This window comes from Paenibacillus sp. FSL R5-0473, from assembly GCF_038004565.1.
Lineage (GTDB): Bacteria > Bacillota > Bacilli > Paenibacillales > Paenibacillaceae > Paenibacillus > Paenibacillus amylolyticus.
In genome coordinates, this window is sequence record NZ_JBBORL010000001.1 from 21,362 (window position 1) to 41,149 (window position 19,788).

Sequence of the window (19,788 nt, forward strand, 5' to 3'; positions counted from 1 at the left end):
AGGGAACGTGAGGCCGCCATTGATTTTGCCTGTCTAATTACTTGAATTGTAATGATTACATCAAAATAATAAAGAACACGGCTGCCAAGACAAAGCGATATACAGCAAAGACGGTCAGGCTCAATTTTTTCAAAATGGAGAGGAACGTCTTGATCGCAAGCATGGCGACGATGAAAGCAGCGATGAATCCAATCGCAAAGATCGGGAAATCACTGCCGTTCAGGTGATCGATACTTTTGTACAGGTCATATCCCGTAGCACCAATCATAATTGGCACAGACACGAGGAATGTGAACTCCGCAGCGGCTACACGGCTTACCCCTGCAAAGAGACCGCCTGAGATCGTTGACCCGGAACGAGAGAAGCCTGGCCACAATGCCAAGATCTGAAATATACCCACCGCGAATGCCTGTTTGTAGGAAATATCATCGACATCATGGGTAGTAATCCGCCCACTATTCCGACTCCAGCGTTCGGCTACGATCATCAATATACCACCTATAACGAGGCTGTACAGCACTGTTTCCGGACCAAACAAATGTGCTTTGATCCAGTCGCGGAATACAAGTCCGATGACTACGGCAGGAACCATCGCCAGGAAGATATGTCCCAGATTGAGGCGGCGAGAGTAAGGTCTGCTCCCTCCGGTGAAGCGGAACATATCAATGAATTTGTTCCAGTACAGTACAACAACAGCAAGTACAGCTCCGAGTTGAACAACCACCTCAAACGTTTTGACTGACTCGTTGTCCTCCGATAAACCCAGCAAGTGGGCAGTCAGAATCATGTGTCCAGTAGAGGACACGGGCAAAAACTCAGTCAAACCTTCGATGATGCCCATAATAATGGATGATATAATGTCCAATTCTCTTCCTCCTTGAAATGCAGGTGACAGCACAGGCTGTCCTGCTTGACCATGCCTGTTCATTTGAACAAGGCTATCACCTATTATGATCACAAATGCACTCAACTTCAACTTATGCTTGTAACCATTTGTTTAAAACTATATTGACAAAAACCTAGTTATCCCATAGGATATAAATTAACTGACTGACTGATCAATCGGGAGGGTTACATGAATGACCAAAATTAACGGTTTGGAACCCGGTGAAGAACGCCGGGACCAAATAATACGCATAGCGATGGAGCGTTTTGCAACCCAAGGCTACCATCAGACGAAAATTTCCGATATCGTCCGTGAGGCTGGTGTGGCGCAAGGGACGTTCTACTGGCACTTCAAGAGTAAAGAAGCCATTGCTTCGGAGATTGTCTTAACGGGCAAGGAGGAGTTGCTTGAGGCGATCGGACAAGGGTACCGCAAGGATGCCGGGTCGGTAGAAGATATGGTGAAAGCATCGGAAAGGCTGTTCACTGACTTGTTTTTGTTTGCCGCGCAGAATCGTTATTTTATGGAACTGTTACTCAAAGGCATCGTGACGGAAGAATCCGTACAACGCCTGGTTGAGGAGACACGTAATGCTGTGGAAACGGCGTTTCGTCACAATATGGAACGTGCCATCGAACTCGGCATGTTGCCTAAGGGCATGGATGTACCGCTCCGAGCAGCGTTATTGGTAAGCATGATTGAAGGAATGATATCACGCTGGTTGTTCGGTTCCGATGAGTTGCACAGCAAGTTCTCAGCCATGACAGCTTCATCGTTGGCAGCTGAAGCAGCAAGCTTTGAGTTTTACGGACTATTGGGCACATAAGATTCACATGATTAAACAAATAGCAGGGAATAATGGGTACAACTGCGGTTTAGTCACAATAAAGTAACCCAATGTACATCCAGATTAATACACGACTGAGAGGAAGTTAACGTAATGAACAAAACATATGGATCGAAAACTCGTAAAGGCTGGTCTTTGACAGCAATTCTGCTGATGACCGTGCTGGTACTTAGTGCTTGTGGAAGTAAAGCAGCAGACAATGGAAGTACAAATGGTGCACAGGCAAGTAATGAACTGGAGCAAATCAAGTCTGCTGGCGTTATCAAAGTGGGCATGATGGGCACATACGCACCGTACAACTTCCTGAACGATAAGAAAGAAATGGACGGCTATGATGCCGATATCGCACGTGAAGTTGCGAAGCGTCTGGGTGTAGAGGTTGAATTTGTATCCCAAGAGTTCTCCGGTTTGACACCAAGTCTGCAAGCGAAGAAGCTCGATGCCATTATCAGCCAGATGACGATTACCGATGATCGTAAGAAAGTACTGGATTTCAGTGATCCGTATATTACGAACCAAGTTAAAATTATTGTAAAAGAAGACAATAACGATATTACCAAGCTGGAAGACTTCAAAGGTAAGACGATTGGCGTAGGTCTGGGTACAAATGATGAATCATATCTGCGTAATGAAGTGTTGCCAAAAGTGGGAGACTTCACGATCAAAACCTATGACGATGTCATCTCTTCACTCAAAGATCTGAATGCTGGACGGATTGACGCAACAATCAACAATATGTATGCACTGAAACCGATTGTGGATGCCAACGGATTGAATATCAAAGCTGTAGGTGAAGCTATTAAGAGTGACCAGGCAGGTATTGCTGTTCGCAAAGACAATCCGGAACTTGTAGCAGCATTGAATGATGCTCTCAAAGGCATGAAAGATGATGGCACGTACAATACCATTTTCAAAAAATGGTTTGGTGAAGAGCCTGCGCAATAATGAACCTGCAAGGCGAAGGGAAGATTTGACCCATGGAACTGGTATTTGAGAATATCCCCTTCTTTCTGAAGGGGGCTTATTATACGCTGTATGTAACTGTGATCTCCATGTTTTTTGCGTTCATCATCGGGGTGCTTGTTGCGATTGCTCGTCTGAAGGGACCGATGTGGCTTAGGTTGATCGCAAGGTTTTATGTATCCATCATGCGGGGAACCCCGCTGCTGGTGCAATTATTCGTTATTTATTACGGATTGGTCGATTATGGAGTGACCTTGGGATCGCTCACCGCAGCGTGTCTGGGACTGAGTCTGAATGCAGGTGCGTTTCTATCGGAGACGTTCCGTGGAGCCATTCAGGCTGTGCCTAAAGGACAGACGGAAGCTGCATATGCAACGGGAATGACCCCGGCTCAAGCGATGAGACGGATTATCTTCCCGCAGGCTGTGCGCATTGCGATTCCGCCGATGGGGAACACCTTTATTGGCATGTTGAAGGAAACATCACTTGTGGCGGCGATTGGTGTTACCGAGTTGTTGCGTTCAGCACAACTGCTGGTATCACAATATGCATTGAACATGCCATTTTATCTGGCGATTGGTGTGATCTACTGGATCATGAGTATCGGCTTCTCGGCCATTCTGGAACAAGTGGAGCGCCGGTTGGCCCGGGCTTACTGATGGGAGGAGAGAACCGATGATTACAACAACTGGACTTACCAAACGTTTTCAGCAAAATGAAGTACTTACGAACATCGATCTTCATGTCGATGCCAAAGATATTGTTGTATTGCTCGGCCCAAGTGGTTCAGGCAAAAGTACCTTGCTGCGCTGTCTGAATGGACTCGAAGAGTTGTCCGGAGGACAGATCGAAGTGAACGGCATTGTGGTCAACAGCGCAGATCCGCTGCGAGTCCAACGTGCCCGGGTACTGGAGATTCGTCGCCAGACCGGCATGGTATTCCAGCAATTCAATCTGTATCCGCACAAGACAGTGCTGGGTAATGTGATGGAAGGTCTCGTGACGGTAAAAAAAATCAAGCGTGACGAAGCGGCTGAACGCGGCCGAATTCTTCTGGATCGGGTTGGCTTGTCAGACAAGCAGGATGCGTATCCATCCCGATTATCGGGTGGACAACAGCAGCGGGTCGCCATTGCACGTGCACTTGCAATGGAGCCGGAAGTGATGCTGTTTGATGAGCCAACTTCAGCTCTTGATCCTGAACTGGTCGGAGAGGTACTTTCCGTCATGAAGGAGTTGGCAGAGGAAGGCATGACGATGCTGGTTGTGACGCATGAATTGAAGTTTGCCCGTAATGTGGCGAACAAAATCGTCTTTATGGCGGATGGATCGATTGTAGAAGAGGCAAGTCCACAGGCCTTTTTTGAACATCCAACGCAAGAACGCACCCGTCGTTTCTTGCAACAAATTACTGAATTTTGATAAAGATAACAGCGATCGGAAGAACGAACGAACCCGGAGCGGGTATTTAAGGTCGTGACGATATCAGTTCAACTAAACTTTTGCACAAGAACGGAGAGGACAGAAGAAACCTGAAGAAGCGGAGCGTGCGCCTTTATCCCCTGATATTCCCTTGAAGAAGGGAATCAAAAAAATCTGGGGATAACAGCGATCGGAAGGTTATTCTGTCATCGGATTGGCAAGTGCAAACCTTTTTCGCTTGAACTTAAACTATTGTGAGAAAGAAGGATAACATCATGAATGTAACAACCGTATGGAAAGGCAAACGCGCGTTTACTTCCGAAGGACCCTCTGGCTACGCCGTTGGCATGGATGCCACTGCTACTTATGGTGGTGACAGCAAGGGAGCTACCCCGATGGAATTGTTACTGGCGGGTCTCGGCGGCTGTATGGGAATCGATATTACGATGATTCTGGACGCTTTTCTGGACAAAATTGAGTCAATTGAGATTGAAGCGCAAGGTACACGCAGTGAAGAGATGCCTAAAGGGTTCACATCCATTGATCTGATCTTCAAAGTCGATGGCGATATCCCGGATTATCGCATCTGGAAAGCCATCCAGATGGCTGAAGAAAAATATTGTGCAGTCTCCGCTTCGCTAAACGCCGATATTCATCCTAAACTGATCCTCAATGGGGTAAGTACACCTCGTCCTTAATAACATATGAGTAAATCTCTGATACTGAGAAGGCACTTCCAATCGTGGGAGTGCCTTTTTTGGCTTTTCCAACACTTCAACAGGGATTTCGCCCATCTAGGAGTCACTAAACTTCTGTCAGTAGAAAATAATTCGGTAAGCCCAGTCGCCATGTTAATGGCGGCCTCTTCTACTAGAGGTAGCCTAGCTTGTAGCCTGGAAATATATTACCCATTGCAATGACAATCCGAATTCTGGCGGTTATGTGGTATGATTAATTCTGAGGACAGAACATCCTGATCCTGCTGTTTGTATGTAAGCGCTTATACAGATGACGGAAGGTGCAGACATGTTGAAAAGATTGATACGAACCACTAATAATCTCAAATTAAAGCATAAATTGCTCATTTCCTATGTACTGGTTGTCATGATTCCGGTCCTGATTGTTGGTCTTGCTGTGACCAGTTATTTTCGCCAGCAAGCCCTGGACAATGCGATAGGACAGACGATCATCAATGTGGACAAGATCAAGAGCCAGACGGCAACCATGCTTCGTGTACCAACCGATATATCCAATCTTTTAATGTTTAATGCGGATCTTAAGGAGATCGTAAATAAACGGTACAAGAGCGTTGTGGAGTTAACCTCAGCGTATCTTGCATACAAAGACTTTCAGGAGTACAGGCGTTTGTACCGTGAGATAGCCGGCATTCGTTTTTACTCGACTAACCCAACATTGATCAACAACCTCGAATTCATCCCGGTAGACAAGCAGACGGAAGAGAGCTACTGGTACCAACAGGCACTGAAAACAACCAGCATCGGGTGGTTCTACATTCCGGACAAGGAAGATAATCCTGTACACAAGCTCAGCCTGGTGCGCAAAGTACCTTTTGCCGAGTATCGGACCGAGGGCGTGTTGATGATTGTGATCAATCAGGATGAGCTGAATGGATTGTTGCGTCAGGAACAGTTTGAGACGATGATTACGGACGAGCAGGGGTATGTGGTTGCGGCCAAGAATACCGAGCTGGTGGGTAAAACGCTGGATGAGCTTGATTTTGGCGTTGATCTGCAGAATCAGGCGAAAGGCACCATAGAGGGGGATTTCCGAGGGGAACCATCTAATATTGTTATTGATGAGTTGGGCCCTGGATCGAGTATGAACAGCCTGAAGGTGATTTCGGTTTTTGCCACCAAAAATATCGTCAAAGACGCTAACACCGTCAGCTTGATCGGCATGATTTTCATTATCCTTGTGCTGGTGATCGCCCTACTATTCGTATATATCATCTCGTTCCTCACTTCGAATCGATTGCTCCGGCTGAGTAAACACCTCAACAAGCTGGCATTAGGAGACCTGAACGTGACTTCACGGATTGATGGAAACGATGAGATTGGGCAACTGTCACGACAGTTCAACTATATGGTGAAAAGTATCAATGAACTCATGACGCAGGTGGTAGAAGCGACCGAACAGAACAATCAATTGGAAATCGCCCAAAAAGAGATTAAATTGAAAATGATGGCGAGCCAGATCAATCCTCATTTCTTGTTTAATGCACTGGAGTCCATTCGGATGAAAGCGCATATCAAGGGAGAAGCAGAGATTGCCAACATCGTCAGGCTGTTGGGCAAGCTAATGCGCAAGAGTCTGGAGATTGGCAGTGGAAAAACAACCTTCCGGGCTGAACTTGAAATGGTACGTTCCTATTTGGAAATTCAGAAATTTCGTTACGGCGACCGCCTTGCATTCCAGATCCATATCGATCCTGAGGTGGAGAAGATGTACATTCCGCCTCTAATTATTCAACCTTTGGTTGAGAATGCGATTGTCCATGGTCTGGAGAACAAAGAGGGCACAGTCCGTGTTCATATAAGTATTCGTTTAGTAGAGAACATTTTGCAGATCCGTGTGGATGACAATGGTGCAGGCATAACGCCAGAACGACTGGCTGAGGTGATGCAGTTTATCTGTGGACCGGAGGAACAGGAGAAGAGTCGGATCGGCATGCGTAATGTACATCAACGCTTAACCTTGACGTACGGGGAGCCATATGGGTTACAGATTACGAGTGTATATGGGGAAGGAACAGAGGTTTCTTTCACTTTGCCAGCAGGAGGGGACCAACATGTATAAAGTGTTTTTGGTGGATGACGAACCGAGCATACGTGAGGGACTGACAACCATTATCGAGTGGGAAAAATACGGATTCCAGGTTATCGCTACAGCTGCCAGCGGGCGTGAGGCCATCTCCCGGTTTGAGGAATTGGAGCCTGATCTGACGATTATTGATATTCGCATGCCCGGTATGACCGGGCTGGATGTGATTGAAGAAGTGCGCCGGAATCATCCGGATTCGCACTTTTTGATATTAAGTGGTTACGCAGATTTTGATTATGCCAAAAAAGCCATCAGTTTTGGTGTGGATGGTTATCTGCTCAAACCGGTGGATGAAGAAGAGATTATTGGTGAACTGGAGCGTATTGCTACAATCCTGACCCGTGAACGGGAGACAATGGCACGTCATGCTGGTGAAGATACCGTCTTTAGGGAGCATCAGATCGAGGCTTTGCTCTTTGACAGTCTGGAGGGTGCGGGTAGCACGGAAGAAGATAGCCTGGGGCTGCACTGGCCTCACTATCAGATTGTGCTGCTTGAGATGCATGTAACCCCCGACCTGCAACGGGGAAGTGTTATGAAACGCAAACTGATTGAAGCATTTGACCATAAAGACCGAGGCATTGTATTCTCGTTCCATTCTGGTCTGGGGCTGTTAAGTAAGGAAATAATCACATCCGAGTCATCTGCAAGAAATCTGTATGATGAGCTGGAAGGACTTCTTGGAGAATGGGAGGTTCATATGTATGGTGCTGCAGGTGAACCCGTACATTCCACTTCTGAAATTGCCCGGTCATACACGCAGGCGAATCGTATACTCGGTGAACGCTTTTTGTTCACGGAGAAACGTATCATGCTGTGGACTGAAGGTAGCGAAGGCGAAGAGGTTGTTAAGCCAGGAGTTGAAGCTGTGGACGGAACACATGAGCCAGTTGAGGACGAACTCGCGGACAAGCTGTATTATGCGTTAGACATCCGCAGTAGTGAGTCAGTCATGCGGGTACTGGGTGAGATGGAAGAGCGCTTGGTTCCATATCACCGAACAGAGCAAGCGATTAAGACGGCGTTCTCACAGGTATTTTCCCTGGCGTTCAACAAACTTGCAGCGACGAATCAACATATGCACTCCATTATGCAGGAACATTCGGTTCTGATTAATGAAGTCTATCATCAATTTACGATGTCTGATCTCAAAGTTATAGCAGCGGAACATTTTAATCGACTTATTCAACGTATGGGTGGGGGAAGCAAGGATACTGTATTGAAACAGATGATTGAATTTATCCAGCGTAACCCTGGCGAAAATCTCAAACTCGAAGTGCTGGCAGAAGTGTTTAACTATAACAGCAGTTACTTGGGTAAGTTGTTCAAGAATCATACTGGAGAATATTTCAATGCATTTCTGGACAAGGTTCGTATGGAAAAGGCCAAGGAATTGCTGGACGAAGGACTGAAGGTCCATCAGGTCGCGGCGAGAGTGGGATATGCTAATGTGGACTACTTCCACGGTAAGTTCAAGAAATATGTAGGGGAATCCCCATCCGCTTACAAACAGGCCAGAACCCAATCATCAATTAAAGGAACGGCTACGGATATAAACGAGGAATAAGTACGGAGTGCTGGGCTTTGCCCCTACCTATTGTGTAAAACGTTTTCGGTATTCCTGAGAAGTTTCCAGATTCATCATATTGTCCATGCACTTCCCATGATAAGCAATGGTCACCGAATGCTTCACATTTTAGACTGGATTTACAAGTATCCAGATGAAGGGATGGCTATACGATATGAATTTGTCTGATATAGGCGCTGTGCGTCATACATTGAACTTAAATGGAACATGGCAGTTTTGTTTGGATCTGGAGTCCGATATACTCGTTGAACAAGAGATATTACCGCCATCACAGTGTGAAAATACATCATGGGAGACCATTCAAATTCCCGGTTCATGGGAAGAGCAAGGGTACGGAGATGAGCCTGAATACGAACGAATCGATACTTGGACCAAGGTACGTGAGTATGAAGGCTCAGCCTGGTATGCTCAGGATATTCATGTTCCATCAGATGATTCTGGCTGCCAGTATGTATTCAGGTTGGAAGGGGTCCGCTGGACAACGCATCTCTGGATCAATGGACAATATGCAGGGCAGCAGGATAGTCTGGTGAGTCTACAGAAGTGGGATGTTACCTCTCTGGTGAAGCAGGGGGAAGTGAATCGGATAGAGATTCGCGTGGATAATACGATGAAACTTCCGCTGGCGGGTAGCCATATTCATTCATTGCATACGGCCACAGCCTGGGGTGGAATCACGGGTGGTGTTTATCTGGACAGTCTGCCCCCATGCCGACTACAGACGTTACGTATTCAACCAGATGCTGAGAACGGAACCATTCTGGTTGATTGTACTGTAAGCGCTCCCGCAGATGATTCTGCTAGATCGATGCAATTACATGTGGATATCCAGCATCCGGATGGCACATGGCTTGATCGATATAGTTGTAATGTGAATCTGAGTGATCCATCACATGTGGAGATAAGCTCAGCAGGTGTAACTGAAAGCAACGCTGTAATAGATCAGTGGCGATTGGAACTTGGAACAGAGAAGTCTATCGCAAGATGGTCGGATGAATCCCCTGAATTATACAAGGCGGTGATCCGTCTCTATGACGGTGAACAGGAACTGGATCGGCTGGAGCAATCATTTGGTGTACGCTCCTTTGCAACAAACGGGAAGCAGCTTGAGTTGAATGGGACACCAGTATATTTGCGTGGATACGTCGATTGCTGTATCTTTCCACTGACGGGTTATCCCGTCTGGGACAAGGAGCATTATCTTCAGCAATTTCGAATCGCCAGATCGTATGGCTTCAATCATGTCCGACTGCATGGGTGGAGCGCGCCGGAGCCTTTCTGGGATGCTGCTGATGAAGCAGGCATGCTGGTGCAGGCAGAACTTCCCCATTGGTCTCGTTTCTTTGAGCAATCGGATCAGTCTGCGCCAGCTGAAGTATTGTCCTATCTGACACAAGAACTGGACGGGTTGCTTCAGTCGCTGCATAGACATCCTTCATTCGTCATGTTCTCCATGGGGAATGAACTCATTGGTCCGAATGGCCACCCTGAACTCAATGCATTGGTCTCAAGGGCAAAGGATATGGACCCGACCCGGTTATATACGGACAATACAGGTTTTGGACAGCTTCCGACGCAAGGGCGGGAAGGTGATTATTATATTCAGTCGTTGAACTGGCATCCCCCGTTGGAATCCGCATATTCTGCTGTGCCGGATACCACGCTGGACTATCATGCAGTCACTCGGCTCGCGGAGCATCCCGTCATTGGGCACGAACATGCACAGTACACCATGTATGTGCGGCCCCAAGAGCGAGCGAAGTATACTGGCGTATTGCGTCCTAGCTGGTTACGACCGATCGAAGAATCGTTGACAAACAAAGGTATGATGGGGGACCTGGAGCATTTTCAACAGGTCAGTGGTACCCATCTGGTACGTTCCTTAAAAGAAGCTATGGAGCGAATTCGGCGAACACCCGACGCTGCGGGCGTACAGCTTCTGGACATTCGTGATTTTCCAGGGCAGGGACATGCTACGACGGGCATTCTGGATGTATTTTGGGATGACAAAGGCATTACAACACCAGAAGAATTCATGTGTTTCAACGCAGATGTGGTGCTGTTGTTAAGCTGCAAGGAGCGTACATTTTACGCCGGAGAACCCATTCATGTCGATGTACGCATCTCTCACTACGGTAAGGAGCCGCTTGAGGACGCGGTCATTCAGTGGAGGTTAATAAGCGATGATGTGATGCTTACTGAAGGGGCATGGAAGACCGGAGATATCCAATGTGGGTCTGTCATGTCACTGGGAAGCATCGTCGCTACCGCTCCTCATGAAGGGGCAGCATCTTTTCGGATTGAAGCGGAGCTGATATCAGGCGATTCGGAAAGAACTGTAGCGAATGTATGGCATGGCTGGTCGTTTCCTTTTTATCAGTCTCATCCTAGTTCAAATCGGTTCTGGAATACCGTGGCAGAGTTGAAGCCATTATTGGGTGAAGCGCATGATGATTGCGTAGATCGCATCGATGGATTCCAGTTGTTGAAAAATCGGGAGATTGACTTGGTTATCGTTCAGTCGTTAACACCCAATGTCGTTGATTATGTGGTCAACGGGGGGAGTGTTTGGCTGCAGCCAACCGCAGAAGGGTTATATGATTCAGTGGAGACCAAGTATCTGCCTGTATTCTGGAATTACCTGATGTTTGCTACACAGCCTGGTGCAACGATGGGCATGTATTTGAGAGAACAGCTAGCACTACTAGGCTCCTTCCCGCATGATGGGGCTTCGGACTGGCATTGGTATCACTTGGTGAACGGTACACCAGCGATATGTTTGGATACGTTGCCCGGGGTGGAGCCGCTGATCGAAGTGGTGGACCATTTCCATCGGGCCAAACGACTTGCTTATGCCTTTGAGGCAAAAGTAGGGAAGGGCAAGATTTTGATCTCCTCACTTCCGTTTGCCAATCTGGCTGTAATGAAGCGTTCGGAAGCCGCCTACTTATTTCAGGAGATGCTTGCGTATCTGAATGGAGATCAATTCCGTCCAGCAACCTCCATATCCGTAGCGCAATTACTCGGCATCGTTAAACTGCAAACCATTCAGTTTACATTGTAATCAAAGGGACCCGAAAGGGTCCTTTTTGTATGCCATGTAATTGAAGTAAACGATTACTATAAAACGTTTTCGATAATTACCACTTTCAAAAGTATTTTACCTTAATATTACTTTTATATCATTTAAAAGTATAATTTATCACTGATTTTAACGAATTAATGTCTGATTATATATGTCTATATCTAATTTTTATATGATTTTCTCTAAAATCCAGATGGTATTTTGAAAACGCTCTATCGAGTATGATTATTTTATAAAACAGAGGAGGGGGAACGGAGATGGAAACGCTAACAAAAAAATCCGCTTCCGCGAACAGAAGCAGTGACCCCAAACCGCCTTTAAAGAATCGGCGGAACGGAATTTGGGACAGAATGAAACAGCAGAAATATCTCTATCTCATGTCATTGCCATTCGTAGCTTGGGTTTTCGTATTTAACTATCTGCCACTATGGGGATGGACGATGGCTTTCCAAAATTATAAACCTGCCAGATCGTTTGGTGATCAAGAGTGGGTTGGTTTTAAACACTTTGTAGAACTGTTCAGTGATGATCGATTCTATCTGGTACTTCGAAATACGCTTGCAATGAGCTTGATGGGACTGGTTGTCGGTTTTATCGTACCGATATTCTTCGCTATTCTCCTGAATGAAATGAGAGGCATGTTCTTCAAACGTGCCGTGCAAACGGTATCATATCTGCCTCACTTTGTATCCTGGGTTGTTGTAGCCGGGATCATTACGAAGATGCTCTCCACCGATGGAGGGATTATCAATGATCTATTGGTAGGACTGAACATTATCGATCAGCCGATCCAATTCATGGCCAAGGGGAACTTGTTCTGGTACATTGTAACCGCTTCAGATATGTGGAAGGAAACCGGTTGGAATGCCATCATCTATCTGGCGGCGATTACAGGTATCGACAATGAGTTGTATGAAGCTTCCCGTGTAGATGGAGCCAACCGCTGGAGACAGATGTGGCATATTACGCTGCCTGGCATACGGACCACGATTTCTGTACTTTTCATCATGTCAATTGGACATCTGATCAGTATCGGTTTCGAGAAGCAGTTCTTGCTTGGCAACAGTCTGGTCACAGACTACTCGGAAGTACTTGATCTATATGCGCTCAATTATGGTTTGAATATGGGACGATTCTCATATGGTACAGCCATAGGTATATTCAACTCCGTTGTCAGTATCATCCTTCTGTTTACTGCGAACGGCTTGTTCAAAAAATTCACAAAAGAAAGCATCATGTAGGGAGGGGACGACATTATGGCGAACAAAGCATTCAATGCTACTCGGGGCGATAAACTGTTCGATATATTCAACATCCTCGCGATGACCATGGTGCTGGTTGTAACACTTTATCCATTCCTTAACGTACTAGCCATCTCACTCAATAACTCGACAGATACAGTACGTGGCGGAATTTACTTGTGGCCTCGCGAATTCACATTACAGAACTACAAAACGATTTTCCAATATGATGGATTGTTACAAGGTTTGCAGATCTCCATTCTGCGTACACTTGTAGGTACCGTGCTCGGATTGATCAGTTCATCCATGATCGCCTTTACACTGAGCAGACCTGATTTTGGACTTAGAAAATTTGTTTCCACAACGCTCGCGCTCACGATGTATTTCTCCGGTGGTCTGATTCCGGTGTACATTCTGATGCGTGACTTGAACCTGATCGGTACATTCTGGGTATATGTATTGCCTGGCATGATCAGTGCATTTAACGTGTTCATTATCCGTTCATTCATTGATGGCCTGCCATACTCATTGCAGGAATCCGCGAAGCTGGACGGAGCGAATGACTTTACAATCTATTACAGAATCATCTTGCCACTGTGTAAACCAGTGCTTGCTACCATCGCATTGTTCCTGGCTGTAGGTCAATGGAATGCGTGGTTCGATACGTACCTGTATAATGGTTCAAAGGCACATTTGACCACGCTCCAATATGAGCTGATGAAAGTATTGCAAAGTACACAGCAGGGCTCAGGTGCTGGACGAAATGCCAATGATATGGCGCAGCAAATGACACAGATTTCACCGGAATCGATCAAAATGGCGATTACGATCGTTGTAACGGTTCCAATTCTCATTGTATATCCGTTCCTTCAGAAGTACTTTGTTGGTGGTATGACACTGGGCGCAGTAAAAGGTTAAACAAGTGGGTACAGGCTGCCACATAGAGCGGCCGTACATCTACAAATGAAGCATCAGGATATCCGAAGCGCAGCCATGTGGTCTGCGCTTCACCGTATAGGGCTGCGGTGTGGTATTCATGAAGCTATAGACAGGGACAAAAAAGTCCCGGATAAGACAGACATATGAAACAGGGAGGATTACCATTATGGCAAGTTCCAAAATGAAGATTGCACTGGCACCAGTGCTTGCAATGTCTTTACTCGCAGGTTGCGGTGGAGGAAGCGGCAGTGATACGTCGTTCAAGGATACAAGCGCAGAGACAACTCCACTTACTTTTGATTTCTTCAGCGTTGACCCCAGTCCGAACTGGAATGGCATGAAGGATGAAGTAGGTAAAGTCCTTACGGAAAAAACAGGGATAACCCTTAACGGTGAATTTGCCGTTAGTGGTGGTCAAGATAAAATATCCTTAATGGCGGCGAGCGGAGACTATCCGGATATTGTCTCCCCCAAAGGAGAACTCAGCAAACTGGTGGATGCCGGAGCAATGCTCGATCTGACAGATCTGATCGACCAATATGCTCCCAATCTGAAGAAGCTGTATGGTAATTACATGGACCGGTTGAAGTACAGTAATGAAGATCAGGCTATTTATGTGCTGCCAACGTATTATGCGGTAGACCAGAAGTACTTTGATGCAGGTGGTGGATTTGGCGTTCAGCATCGTGTACTGAAAGAACTCGGATACCCGGAAGTGCGCACACTTGAGGATTACGAGAATGTACTGAAGGCGTACAAAGAGAAACACCCAACGATTGATGGTCAGCCAACGATCCCGTTAACACTGGACGCGGATGATTGGAGAATCATGATTACCGTAACGAACCCGGCCTTCCAGGCAACAGGTGCACCGGATGATGGTGAATACTACATCGATCCAGAGACGTATGAAGCAAGTCTGCATTACAAACGTCCAGAGGAAAAAGAATACTTCCGCTGGTTGAACCATATGTACAACTCTGGATTACTGGACCAGGACAGCTTTATCCAGAAAACAGACCAATACAAATCCAAAATTGCAAGTGGACGTGTTCTTGGTGTCATTGACCAGGATTGGGGTTACTCCGATGCAGAAAATGCATTGAAATCCGCTGGTAAGACTGAAGCAACGTATTCACACTTTCCAGTAACCCTGTCCGAGGATATCAAGGATCATGCCTACCAAGACCCTGGTTTTGTATCCGGTTGGGGTGTAGGGATTACAACATCGAATCCTGACCCGGTTCGTACGATCAAATTCTTCGATTACCTGGCTTCTGAAGAAGGGCAAGTGCTGATGAACTGGGGGATTGAGGGCAAACAGTATGAAGTGCAGGACGGCAAACGTGTCATTCCTGCCGACATTCTGGATCAGAAAACCAATAATGCAGCCGTATTCCAGAAAGAAACGGGTATTGGTCTGTACACCAATATGTCTGGTCACTATGGAGACGGTGTGAAGGATTCAACGGATAACTACTACACTACGAATTTCCCTGAACAGATCGTGGCAGCATATTCCGATGCAGAGAAAGAAACACTCAAAGCTTACGGTGCTACGACGTGGAAAGATCTGTTCCCGAGTGAAGACGAGTTCCCAATCAAACCATGGGGAGCAGCATACAATCTGCCAACACCAGGTGACTCCAACTACAACGTCATCTTCAAGAAAACACAGGATATCATCCGGAAGCGTATCCCGGAAGCCATTCTGAGTACTCCTGAACAGTTCGATGCGATCTATGACGGCATGATTACAGAAGTGAACCAAGCAGGCGCAGAGGATATGGAGAAACAATACACAGAACTCGTTCAAAACCGTGTTCAATTGTGGAGCGGTGAAGAAGCTAAATAAACGATTAGCAATTCAGATCTAAAACGAAAAATAACCCAGATATTCTGGGTTATTTTTTTATCTAAAACGTTTTCTAAAAAACGTTTTCAATTTTATAAATTCACTATTGACAAGGGATATAGGAGCGATTATTATTCAAGTATGAAAGCACTTACATTCACTTGTACAACACGTGCCATACACCTGAATCTCAAAGTAAACATTTGCAGAATGAAGAGGAAGTAAAGCAAGAGAAGAACATTTGTTTATTTTTCAGAAAACGCTTCTAATGTTATAAAAACAAGAAAATTACATTTGTTTCATCTGGTCACGGTATGTGCAGGTCAGCCTGTTATACAAATATACAGCTTCATTAATATCCATAAGGGGGATTACACATGAAGGGCAAAACACCAAAAACATTCGCAATGCTTCTGTTAGCCAGTGCTCTTGCAATTACAGCAGGATGCAGCGGCAGTGGAGGAGGAACTAACGCTTCAGAGAAACCGGTTGATTCCGGAGATACAACCAGTCCAGTGACCTTTACATTCTTTGGTGCAGACGCGAGTCCGAACTGGAATAACATGAAGGATGCTGTCGGTCAAGAAATTACTAAGGCAACGGGAGTTACAATTGAAGCTGAGTATGATGTGAATAATGGTGGTGACCAAAAGATTCCTTTGATGGCTGCCAGTGGTGATTACCCTGATATTATCTATCCTAAAGGCAATTTGTCTAAGCTTGTGGATGCAGGCGCGATGCTGGACCTGACCGATCTAATTGAGGAGCATGCTCCCAACTTGAAAAAAATCTATGGTGATCAGATGAACCGTCTGAAATACAGTCTGGAAGATCAAGCCATTTACACGATCCCGACGAATATGGGTGTAGATAACGTTGAGTTTGACGCTAGGGGCGGATTCGAAATTCAACAAAGAGTATTGAAAGAGCTTGGCTACCCTGAAGTAAAAACGCTTGAGGACTACGAGAACGTATTGAGAACGTATTATGAAAAACATCCAACGATTGATGGTCAACCGACGATTCCGTTAACATTGAATGCAGATGACTGGAAAATTATGATTACGGTAACGAACCCTGCATTCCAAGCTACGGGTGGACCGGATGACGGTGAGTATTATATCAACCCTGAGACGTATGAAGCCGTTCTACACTACAAACGTCCTGAAGAAAAAGAATATTTCCGTTGGTTGAACAAAATGTACAATGAGGGTCTGCTTGATAAAGATACATTTGTTCAAAAGGATGACCAATACAAATCCAAAATTGCCAGTGGCCGTGTACTTGGTCTAATTGACCAAGAGTGGAACTATGGTGAGGCGGAGAATGCTTTGAAATCATCTAACGGTGGAGACAAAACATATGCCCACTTCTCCGTATCCCTGAACAAGGATATTGTGGATCATACGTTCCAACCGACGGGATTTGACGGTTATGGTATCGGAATCACAACTTCGGCCAAAGATCCGGTACGTATTATCAAATTCATGGATTGGCTTGCTTCCGATGAAGGTCAGGTCCTGAGAAACTGGGGCGTTGAAGGCCAACATTACCAAGTCGAGAATGGGAAACGCATCATTCCGGCTGACGTACAAGATCGCAAAACCAATGATAACTCTGCTTTTACCAAAGAATCAGGCGTAGGTATGTATAACATATTTAGCGCCAGATATGGTGATGGTGTGAAAGATGCCACGGATAACTACTATACAACGAACTTCCCTGAACAGATTCAAGCTGGTTACACTGCCGCTGAGAAGGAAACGTTGAAAGCCTATGGTATTACAACATGGAAAGATTTCTATCCTTCCGACGATGATCTGAAGCTGAAAGATTGGGGCGCAGCATACAACATGCCTGTACCATCTGACACGGATTACAACGTAACGTTCCAGAAAACACAGGATATCGTACGTAAACGTATTCCAGAGGCGATCCTTGCCAAACCTGAGAACTTCGACAGCGTATATGATAGTCTTCTGGCTGAACTCGATAAAGCGGGTGCAGTGGAGATGGAGAAACAATACACGGTTTGGATCAAAGAACGTGTAGCTCTCTGGACTGGAAAAGATGTGAAATAAGCTTGAAAACCAAGCATGAAAGCTATTGATTTTCATAGCAAAAAAAGCCCTTGAGAAAGGGCTTTTTTTGTTGTTGACGTGAGGTGATGGATAGCCTATAATCTATCATGTAAGCACTTTCAGTAAGCGGTTTATTCCATTTACGAAAACGTTTTACGTTTGTTAGAAGAAGAATCTTTCTTTTGGCAGAATCGAAACGTCAGCTTCAGTAAACACGTCGGAATGAACGATATCGAAAGCGCATTCAAAAAAAGTGGTATCCTCAGGCATAAAGCCTGTTATACAGATAAAACCTTCATAAATAATAGGGGGAACTAGACAATGAGAGGCAAAATGAAAGGCAATACACCCAAGACGTTTGCAATGTTGATGCTCGCAAGTGCAATGTTGGTTACAGCTGGTTGTGGGAATTCGGGAACCAAAGAGACTTCGGAGTCCAGCGGAACCGAACCGATCACAGTTACATTCTTCGGGGCGGATGCTAGTCCAACCTGGAACAAGATGCAAGATGCTGTTGGTAAAAAGATTACGGAGCAAACAGGCGTTACTCTTGAAGCAGAGTATGATGTAAACGATGGTGGTAACCAGAAGATTGCACTAATGGCTGCCAGTGGTGACTTTCCTGATATGATCTACCCTAAAGGTAACTTATCTAAGCTTGTGGATGCAGGCGCGATGCTGGATCTCACGGATCTGATTGAAGAGCATGCTCCCAATCTGAAAAAAATCTATGGAGAACAGATGAACCGTTTGAAATACAGTTTGGAAGATCAAGCGATCTATACCATTCCAACCAATATGGGTGTTGATAATGTTACGTTTGACGCTACAGGTGGATTTGAAATTCAGCAAAGAGTATTGAAAGAGCTTGGATACCCTGAAGTGAAGACACTTGAGGATTACGAGAATGTACTCAGAGCCTATTATGAAAAACATCCAACCATTGATGGTCAACCAACCATTCCATTAACATTGAATGCAGATGATTGGAAAATCATGATCACGGTAACGAACCCGGCTTTCCAGGCAACAGGTGCACCGGATGATGGTGAATATTACATTGACCCTGAAACGTATGAAGCAAAATTGCACTACAAACGTCCAGAGGAAAGAGAATATTTCCGCTGGTTGAATAAAATGTACAATGAAGGCCTACTGGACAAAGATGCCTTTGTTCAAAAGGATGACCAATACAAGTCCAAAATTGCCAGTGGTCGTGTCCTCGGTCTGATTGACCAAGAGTGGAACTATCAAGAAGCGGAGAACGCGCTTAAATCATCAGGTAAGGATGATGCCACATACGCTCACTTCTCTGTATCACTTAACGATGAGATTGTGGATCACACGTTCCAACCAGCCGGATTTGACGGTTATGGCATCGGGATTACAACTTCGGCCAAAGATCCAGTGCGTATCATCAAATTCATGGATTGGCTTGCTTCCGATGAAGGACAAGTTCTGAGAAACTGGGGTATCGAAGGTGAACATTACAACGTAGAAGATGGTAAACGCGTGATTCCAGAAGACGTTCAAGACCGCAAAACGAATGACAACTCCAATTTCAGCAAGGAAACAGGAATTGGGATGTATAACATATTTAGCGCAAGATACGGTGATGGTGTAAAAGATTCTACGGATAACTACTACACAACAAACTTCCCTGAGCAGATTGTAGCTGGTTACACGGCTGCAGAGAAAGAAACGCTGAAAGCTTACGGTATCACGACTTGGAAAGAGTTCTATCCGGCTGAAGAAGATCTGCCAGTTAAGGATTGGGGCGCAGCGTATAACATGTCCGTACCTTCCGGTACAGACTATGAGGTAACTTTCCAGAAAACGCAGGATATCATCCGTAAACGGATTCCGGAAGCTGTTCTGACTACACCAGCCAACTTTGATGCGACCTATGATGCTTTACTGGCTGATTTGGACAAAGCGGGTGCAGTTGAAATGGAGAAACAATTTACGGTTTGGGTTAAGGAACGTGTCTCTCTGTGGACAGGAAAAGACGTAAAATAATATGGATCGTCTGTGATCCAT

Annotated in this window: 14 protein-coding genes; 13 read left to right on the plus strand and 1 reads right to left on the minus strand. The window is 45.6% G+C overall.

Features of this window, described 5'->3' with window-relative positions; translation table 11 throughout:
- Positions 1-55: 55 nt before the first annotated feature.
- Entirely contained in the window at positions 56-865 is an 810-nt protein-coding gene (locus MKY28_RS00125; RefSeq protein WP_445670876.1) for an undecaprenyl-diphosphate phosphatase, read from the minus strand.
- Between the two features lie 214 nt (positions 866-1,079).
- Here MKY28_RS00125 and MKY28_RS00130 point away from each other — a divergent pair, with 214 nt between their 5' ends.
- From MKY28_RS00130 to MKY28_RS00190, 13 genes are all read left to right on the plus strand, one after another.
- The gene (locus tag MKY28_RS00130) at positions 1,080-1,712 is read left to right on the plus strand and encodes a TetR/AcrR family transcriptional regulator (protein WP_124118149.1); all 633 of its coding nucleotides are present in this window, start codon (positions 1,080-1,082) and stop codon (positions 1,710-1,712) included.
- Between the two features lie 114 nt (positions 1,713-1,826).
- A complete protein-coding gene (locus MKY28_RS00135) occupies positions 1,827-2,678 on the plus strand; it encodes a substrate-binding periplasmic protein (RefSeq protein WP_340028333.1) in 852 nt (283 codons plus the stop codon).
- Positions 2,679-2,710: 32 nt separating this feature from the next.
- Positions 2,711-3,355, plus strand: a complete 645-nt coding sequence (locus MKY28_RS00140) for an amino acid ABC transporter permease (protein WP_017692207.1) — start codon at positions 2,711-2,713, stop codon at positions 3,353-3,355.
- 16 nt (positions 3,356-3,371) lie between these two features.
- Complete coding sequence (locus MKY28_RS00145) at positions 3,372-4,118, plus strand: amino acid ABC transporter ATP-binding protein (protein WP_340028334.1); 747 nt, start codon at positions 3,372-3,374, stop codon at positions 4,116-4,118.
- 275 nt (positions 4,119-4,393) lie between these two features.
- A complete protein-coding gene (locus MKY28_RS00150) occupies positions 4,394-4,816 on the plus strand; it encodes an OsmC family protein (protein ID WP_340028335.1) in 423 nt (140 codons plus the stop codon).
- A 328-nt stretch (positions 4,817-5,144) separates the two neighbouring features.
- Complete coding sequence (locus MKY28_RS00155; RefSeq protein WP_036668069.1) at positions 5,145-6,935, plus strand: sensor histidine kinase; 1,791 nt, start codon at positions 5,145-5,147, stop codon at positions 6,933-6,935.
- Positions 6,928-8,526, plus strand: a complete 1,599-nt coding sequence (locus MKY28_RS00160) for a response regulator transcription factor (RefSeq protein WP_340028336.1) — start codon at positions 6,928-6,930, stop codon at positions 8,524-8,526. The genes MKY28_RS00155 and MKY28_RS00160 overlap by 8 nt, the downstream gene beginning before the upstream one ends.
- Positions 8,527-8,701: 175 nt before the next feature.
- Positions 8,702-11,611 carry a glycoside hydrolase family 2 protein gene (locus MKY28_RS00165; RefSeq protein WP_340028337.1) on the plus strand — a complete coding sequence of 970 codons (2,910 nt, stop codon included), beginning with the start codon at positions 8,702-8,704 and terminating at the stop codon, positions 11,609-11,611.
- Positions 11,612-11,889: 278 nt separating this feature from the next.
- Positions 11,890-12,873: an ABC transporter permease gene (locus MKY28_RS00170; protein ID WP_036606891.1), complete on the plus strand. Its 984-nt coding sequence runs from the start codon at positions 11,890-11,892 to the stop codon at positions 12,871-12,873.
- A 15-nt stretch (positions 12,874-12,888) separates the two neighbouring features.
- Positions 12,889-13,791 carry a carbohydrate ABC transporter permease gene (locus MKY28_RS00175; RefSeq protein WP_036606894.1) on the plus strand — a complete coding sequence of 301 codons (903 nt, stop codon included), beginning with the start codon at positions 12,889-12,891 and terminating at the stop codon, positions 13,789-13,791.
- A gap of 187 nt (positions 13,792-13,978) precedes the next feature.
- Positions 13,979-15,667, plus strand: a complete 1,689-nt coding sequence (locus MKY28_RS00180; protein ID WP_100529848.1) for an ABC transporter substrate-binding protein — start codon at positions 13,979-13,981, stop codon at positions 15,665-15,667.
- A gap of 377 nt (positions 15,668-16,044) precedes the next feature.
- Positions 16,045-17,748, plus strand: coding sequence for an ABC transporter substrate-binding protein (locus MKY28_RS00185; RefSeq protein ID WP_036606898.1), 1,704 nt, complete (start codon positions 16,045-16,047; stop codon positions 17,746-17,748).
- 321 nt (positions 17,749-18,069) lie between these two features.
- The gene (locus tag MKY28_RS00190; RefSeq protein WP_405142209.1) at positions 18,070-19,767 is read left to right on the plus strand and encodes an ABC transporter substrate-binding protein; all 1,698 of its coding nucleotides are present in this window, start codon (positions 18,070-18,072) and stop codon (positions 19,765-19,767) included.
- Positions 19,768-19,788 lie beyond the last annotated feature (21 nt).

Excerpts from the sequence above, each read along its gene's own strand:
- MKY28_RS00130 (WP_124118149.1), top strand. The coding sequence starts at position 1,080 with ATGACCAAAATTAACGGTTTGGAACCCGGTGAAGAACGCCGGGACCAA.
- MKY28_RS00135 (WP_340028333.1), top strand. The coding sequence starts at position 1,827 with ATGAACAAAACATATGGATCGAAAACTCGTAAAGGCTGGTCTTTGACA.
- MKY28_RS00140 (WP_017692207.1), top strand. The coding sequence starts at position 2,711 with ATGGAACTGGTATTTGAGAATATCCCCTTCTTTCTGAAGGGGGCTTAT.
- MKY28_RS00145 (WP_340028334.1), top strand. The coding sequence starts at position 3,372 with ATGATTACAACAACTGGACTTACCAAACGTTTTCAGCAAAATGAAGTA.
- MKY28_RS00150 (WP_340028335.1), top strand. The coding sequence starts at position 4,394 with ATGAATGTAACAACCGTATGGAAAGGCAAACGCGCGTTTACTTCCGAA.
- MKY28_RS00155 (WP_036668069.1), top strand. The coding sequence starts at position 5,145 with ATGTTGAAAAGATTGATACGAACCACTAATAATCTCAAATTAAAGCAT.
- MKY28_RS00160 (WP_340028336.1), top strand. The coding sequence starts at position 6,928 with ATGTATAAAGTGTTTTTGGTGGATGACGAACCGAGCATACGTGAGGGA.
- MKY28_RS00165 (WP_340028337.1), top strand. The coding sequence starts at position 8,702 with ATGAATTTGTCTGATATAGGCGCTGTGCGTCATACATTGAACTTAAAT.
- MKY28_RS00170 (WP_036606891.1), top strand. The coding sequence starts at position 11,890 with ATGGAAACGCTAACAAAAAAATCCGCTTCCGCGAACAGAAGCAGTGAC.
- MKY28_RS00175 (WP_036606894.1), top strand. The coding sequence starts at position 12,889 with ATGGCGAACAAAGCATTCAATGCTACTCGGGGCGATAAACTGTTCGAT.
- MKY28_RS00180 (WP_100529848.1), top strand. The coding sequence starts at position 13,979 with ATGGCAAGTTCCAAAATGAAGATTGCACTGGCACCAGTGCTTGCAATG.
- MKY28_RS00185 (WP_036606898.1), top strand. The coding sequence starts at position 16,045 with ATGAAGGGCAAAACACCAAAAACATTCGCAATGCTTCTGTTAGCCAGT.
- MKY28_RS00190 (WP_405142209.1), top strand. The coding sequence starts at position 18,070 with ATGAGAGGCAAAATGAAAGGCAATACACCCAAGACGTTTGCAATGTTG.